General features: G+C 70.5%; 4 protein-coding genes. All 4 read left to right on the plus strand.

The genetic code is table 11. The features are described from left to right. Window positions 1–517: amidohydrolase family protein (locus JMF90_RS20295; RefSeq protein ID WP_201325361.1), on the plus strand; the 517-nt coding region annotated here is incomplete at its 5' end. Continuing rightward, complete coding sequence (locus JMF90_RS20300; RefSeq protein WP_011546261.1) at window positions 510–1,541, plus strand: SIS domain-containing protein; 1,032 nt, start codon at window positions 510–512, stop codon at window positions 1,539–1,541. The genes JMF90_RS20295 and JMF90_RS20300, both read left to right, overlap by 8 nt. 15 nt (window positions 1,542–1,556) lie before the next feature. Then, window positions 1,557–4,139 (plus strand): phosphoenolpyruvate--protein phosphotransferase, encoded by a 2,583-nt coding sequence (ptsP, locus tag JMF90_RS20305; RefSeq protein WP_011546260.1) that lies wholly within the window; start codon window positions 1,557–1,559, stop codon window positions 4,137–4,139. 100 nt (window positions 4,140–4,239) lie between these two features. Then, window positions 4,240–6,001: N-acetylglucosamine-specific PTS transporter subunit IIBC (nagE, locus tag JMF90_RS20310; protein WP_201325362.1), on the plus strand; the 1,762-nt coding region annotated here is incomplete at its 3' end.

Genomic DNA, 6,001 nt, shown 5'->3' on the forward strand with positions numbered 1-6,001 from the left:
GCACGGCGCATGCGGTTTCACGCACCTGTTCAACGCGATGTCGCCGCTGCATCACCGCAACCCGGGCCTCGTCGGCGCGGCGCTCGCGCACGCCGAATACGCGGAAATCATCCCTGACCTGCTGCACGTCCACCCGGGTGCGATCCGGGCGGCGCTGCGCGCGATTCCGCGCCTGTACGTCGTGACCGACAGCACGTCCGCCACCGGCATGCCCGACGGTGAATACCGACTCGGCAGCCAGCACGTGACGAAGTGCCTCGGCGGCGTGCGGCTCGCCGACGGCACGCTCGCCGGCAGCACGCTGACGATGGACCAGGCGCTGCGCAACCTCGTGTCGCTCGGCCTGCCGATCGCCGACGTGTCGAACCGGATGTCGCGCTACGCGGCCGACTACCTCGGCGTCGCAGATCGCGGCCGCCTCGAGCGCGGCGCCTGGGCCGACCTCGCGGTGTTCGATCGCGACCTGAACCTCACCGCGACCTATGTCGAAGGAGAATCGATTGTCGAATATGCTTAAGGAAGCGCGCGAGTCCGCCCAGGTCGTCGCCGCGCAGATCGCCGACACCACGCGCGTCGAAGCGCTCGCCGGCCAATTGCTCGATCACCCGCCGGCCGTCGCGCTGACGGTCGCGCGCGGCAGCTCGGATCACGCCGCCAGCTATTTCGCGAGCCTGACGATGAGCCGCCTCGGCGTGCCCGTCGCGTCGCTGCCGATGTCGGTCGCGACGCTGCAGCAGGCGCCGCTGAAGGTGCAGGACCAGCTCGCGCTCGCGTTCTCCCAGTCGGGCAAGAGCCCCGATCTCGTCAACACGATGGCCGCGCTGCGCGAAGCCGGCGCGCGTACCGTCGCCGCCGTGAACGTGCTGCCGTCGCCGCTCGCCGATGCGTGCGAGCACCAGTTGCCGCTGCTGGCCGGCCCCGAACTGTCGGTCGCCGCGACCAAGAGCTATATCGCGATGCTGTCGGCTTCCGCGCAGATCGTCGCGTACTGGCAGCGCGACGCCGCGCTGATCACCGCATTGCGCGGCCTGCCCGACGTGCTCGCGCAGGCCGGCCGGCTCGACTGGTCGCCGGCCGTCGCGGCGCTCGCGGGCGTCGAACGGATGATCGTGATCGGCCGCGGGCTGGGCCTCGCGATCGCGCAGGAAGCCGCGCTGAAGCTGAAGGAAACGTCCGGCATCCAGGCCGAGGCGTTCTCGAGCGCCGAAGTCCGCCACGGCCCGATGGAACTGATCGACCGCGACTATCCGCTGCTCGTGTTCGCGCCGCCGGGGCCCGAGCAGGCCGGCCTGCTGCAGCTCGCCGCCGACATGCGCGCACGCGGCGCCGCCGTGCTGCTCGCGGCGCCCGCCGGCACGCCCGGCGTATCGACGCCCGGCGTATCGGGCACCGTGCTGCCGCTCGCGCAGTCCGCCCATTCGGCGCTCGACCCGATCGCCGCCATTCTTTCGTTCTACGTGATGGCGGCGGATCTCGCCGTCGCACGCGGCCGCAATCCCGACACGCCGCGCCACCTGAACAAAGTCACCGAAACGCACTGATAGCCGAGAAAGCCGATGAGACGCGCCGAGGAATCCCAGTTGAAGAGCCCCAACCACGATCAGATCGTTCTGCTTAGCCCGTTGACGGGGCCGATCGTCGCACTGGCCGACGTGCCCGATCCGGTGTTCTCCGGCGGGATGTTCGGCGACGGCATCGGCGTCGACCCGCTCGCGGGCCGGCTTGTCGCGCCGTGCGCGGGCGTCGTGTCGCATCTCGCGCGCACCGGCCACGCGGTGACGATCACGACGCCGCAAGGCGCGGAAGTGCTGCTGCACATCGGCATCGACACCGTCGAGCTGAACGGGCAGGGCTTCATCGCGCACGTCGAAGCCGGCGCGCGCGTCGAAGCGGGCGCGCTGTTGATCGAGTTCGACCAGGACGCGGTGGCGCGAAACGCGCATTCGCTCGTGTCGGTGATCGCGATCGCGAATTCCGACGCGTTCGAGGTGGTCGAGCGCGCGAGCGGTTTCGCGACGGCCGGCGAGACGCCGTTGCTCGCGCTGCGCGGCAAGGGCGAAGCCGCCGCGCAGGCAGCGCAGGCCGGTGCGGCCGCGCACAACGAAGTGCGTCGCGAGATCGTGCTCGCGCAGCCGGGCGGCCTGCATGCGCGGCCGGCCGCGCGGGCACGTGAAGCCGCGCGCGGCTTCGACGCGACCGTCGACGTGCTGTTCGACGGCCGCAAGGCGTCGATCGCGAGCGTCGTCGGCCTGCTCGGCCTCGGCGCCGGCGAAGGCGCGACGGTCGAGCTGGTCGGCCGCGGCGCGCACGCGCAACAGGCCGTCGATGCGGTCGAGCGCGAGTTGCTGCGCGAAGCGCACGGCGAAGTGGAAGAAAAGCCGGCGCGGCTGAAATCGCCCGCGCCGCAGGCGGTCGCACGCCACGCCGGCGCGCCGATTGATCCGAACACGCTCGCCGGCGTGTGCGCGGCGCCCGGCATCGCGGTCGGCACGCTGGTGCGTCTCGACGATGCGGACATCGTGCCGCCCGAGCAGGCGACCGGCACACCGGCCACGGAAAGCCGCCGGCTCGATCAAGCGCTGAAGACGGTCGACGCCGAACTTACCGAAACGGTTCGCAGCGCGTCGGCGCGCGGCGCGGTCGGCGAAGCGGGCATCTTCGCGGTGCATCGCGTGCTGCTGGAAGACCCGACGCTGGTCGACGCGGCGCGCGACCTGATCAGCCTCGGCAAGGGCGCGGGCTTCGCGTGGCGCGCGACGATCCGCACGCAGATCGACACGCTGTCGAAACTCGACGACGCGCTGCTCGCCGAACGCGCGGCCGATCTGCGCGACATCGAGAAGCGCGTGCTGCGCGCGCTCGGCCACACGAGCGGCGCCGCGCGTGTGCTGCCCGACGAAGCCGTGCTCGCGGCCGAGGAATTCACGCCGTCCGACCTGTCGTCGCTCGATCGCGAACGCGTGAGCGCGCTCGTGATGGCGCGCGGCGGCGCGACGTCGCACGCGGCGATCATCGCGCGGCAGCTGGGCATCCCGGCGCTGGTGGCGGTCGGCGATGCGCTGTACGCGATTCCGGACGGCACGCAGGTGGTCGTCGATGCGAGCGCGGGCCGGCTCGAACACGCGCCGACCGCGCTCGACGTCGAGCGCGCGCGGCACGAGCGCCAGCGCCTGGACGGCGTGCGCGAGGCGAACCGGCAACAGGCCGGCGAGGCGGCCGCGACCATCGACGGCCGCGCGATCGAGGTCGCCGCGAACATCGCGACGCTCGACGATGCGAACACCGCGGTCGACAACGGCGCGGACGCGGTCGGCCTGCTGCGCACCGAACTGATGTTCATCCATCGCCAGGCCGCGCCGACGGCGGTCGAGCACCAGCAGAGCTACCAGTCGATCGTCGACGCGCTGCAGGGCCGCACGGCGATCATCCGCACGCTCGACGTCGGCGCGGACAAGGAAGTCGACTACCTGACGCTGCCGCCCGAACCGAACCCGGCGCTCGGCCTGCGCGGCATCCGTCTCGCGCAGGTGCGCCCCGATCTGCTCGACGATCAACTGCAGGGCCTCCTTGCGGTGAAGCCGTTCGGCGCGGTGCGCATCCTGCTGCCGATGGTGACCGACGCGGGCGAGCTCGTGCGGTTGAAAAAGCGCATCGACGAATTCGCGCATGCGCAGGGCCGCACCGAGCCGATCGAGGTCGGCGTGATGATCGAGGTGCCGTCGGCCGCGCTGCTGGCCGATCAGCTCGCGCAGCACGCGGATTTCCTGTCGATCGGCACCAACGACCTCACGCAATACACGCTCGCGATGGACCGCTGCCAGGCCGATCTCGCCGCGCAGTCCGACGGCCTGCATCCGGCCGTGCTGCGCCTGATCGACATCGCGGTGCGCGGCGCCGCGAAACACGGCAAGTGGGTGGGCGTCTGCGGCGCGCTCGGCGGCGATCCGCTCGCGGTGCCGATCCTGGTGGGCCTCGGCGTGACCGAACTGTCGGTCGACCCGGTGTCGGTGCCGGGCATCAAGGCGCGTGTGCGCCGTCTCGATTACCCGTTGTGCCGTCAGCGCGCGCAGGATCTGCTCGCGCTCGATTCGGCACAGGCAGTAAGGGCAGCAAGCCGCGAGGTCTGGCCGCTCGACTGAGCGTCGACGGCAGGTTCGCGGCCCGTTTCACGACGAAGAAGGCAAGTAGGTCAACGACGATTAACGACGATTAATGACGAGACATGGATTGGAGGACTGAATGAACGGGAATCCGTTTCTGAAAATACAGGGCCTGGGCCGGGCACTGATGCTGCCGATCGCAGTATTGCCGGTCGCCGGCATCCTGCTGCGACTCGGCCAGCCGGACGTGTTCAACATCAAGATGATCGCCGACGCCGGCGGCGCGATCTTCGACAACCTGCCGCTCCTGTTCGCGATTGGCGTGGCGGTCGGCTTCGCGAAGGACAACAACGGCGTGGCGGCGCTCGCGGGCGCGATCGGTTACCTGATCGAAACCGCGATCATGAAGGACATCGATCCCAAGCTGAACATGGGCGTGCTGTCCGGGATCATCGCGGGGGTCGTCGCGGGCCTGCTGTACAACCGCTACAAGGACATCAAGCTGCCGGACTACCTCGCGTTCTTCGGCGGCAAGCGCTTCGTGCCGATCATCACCGGGCTGGTCTGCGTGATATTGGGCATCGCGTTCGGGTACGTGTGGCAGCCGATCCAGCATGCGATCGACGCGGCCGGCCAGTGGCTGACGACGGCGGGCGCGATCGGTGCGTTCGTGTTCGGCTTCCTGAACCGCCTGCTGCTCGTCACCGGCCTGCACCACATCCTCAACTCGCTCGCGTGGTTCGTGTTCGGCAACTTCACGCCGCCCGCCGGCGGCGAGATCGTGCACGGCGACCTGCACCGCTTCTTCGCGGGCGACCCGACCGCGGGCACCTTCATGGCGGGCTTTTTCCCGATCATGATGTTCGGCCTGCCGGCCGCGTGTCTCGCGATGCTGCACGAAGCACCGAAGGAGCGCCGCGCGATGGTCGGCGGCCTGCTGCTGTCGATGGCGCTGACGTCGTTCCTGACCGGCGTGACCGAGCCGATCGAATTCAGCTTCATGTTTCTCGCGCCGGTGCTGTACGTGATCCACGCGGTGCTCACCGGGCTGTCGCTCGCGATCTGCCAGATCCTCGGCGTGAAGCTCGGCTTCACGTTCTCGGCCGGCGCGATCGACTACGTGCTGAACTACGGGCTGTCGACGAAGGGCTGGATCGCGATCCCGCTCGGCATCGCGTACGGCGTCGCGTACTACGGGCTGTTCCGCTTCTTCATCCGCAAGTTCAACATGGCCACGCCGGGCCGTGAGCCGGCCTCGGCCGATGCGGCCACGGAGTCGTACGCACCGGGCGGCTTCGTCGCACCGGCCGCGGGCGCGGCTGCGACGGCTGCCGCACCTCGTGCGCAACGCTACATCGCCGCACTCGGCGGGGCCGGCAACCTGTCGGTCGTCGACGCGTGCACGACGCGCCTGCGCCTGACCGTCGTCGATCCGGAGCAGGTATCGGAGCCGGCACTGAAGTCGATCGGCGCGCGCGGCGTGCTCAAGCGCGGCGGCAACAGCGTGCAGGTGATCATCGGGCCCGAGGCCGACATCATTGCCGACGAGATGCGCGCCGCGATTGGTGGCGGTGCGACCGGTGCCGCATCGGCCGCGCCGGCTGCTGCCGCGCAGCCCGTCACGGGCGCGGCCGCCGGCCCGCTCGATCCGGAACCGACCCGCTGGCTCGCGGTGTTCGGCGGGGCGACCAACGTCGCGTCGCTCGATGCGGTGGCCACCACGCGCCTGCGCGTGGTCGTGCGCGACCCGTCGGCGGTCGATCGCGAGCGTCTCGGCGCGCTCGACGTCGCATGGGTGTCGCTCGATACGTTCCACATCGTCTGCGGCAACGCGGCGGCACGCTATGCCGAACAGCTCGGCGCGCGCCTGCCGCCGTCGGGCGGCGGGGCGGCGGCACAAC

The sequence above is a fragment of the Burkholderia sp. E168m23 genome (assembly GCF_016586125.1).
Classification (GTDB): Bacteria; Pseudomonadota; Gammaproteobacteria; order Burkholderiales; family Burkholderiaceae; genus Burkholderia; species Burkholderia orbicola.

Excerpts from the sequence above, each read along its gene's own strand:
- ptsP (WP_011546260.1), top strand. The coding sequence starts at position 1,557 with ATGAGACGCGCCGAGGAATCCCAGTTGAAGAGCCCCAACCACGATCAG.
- JMF90_RS20300 (WP_011546261.1), top strand. The coding sequence starts at position 510 with ATGCTTAAGGAAGCGCGCGAGTCCGCCCAGGTCGTCGCCGCGCAGATC.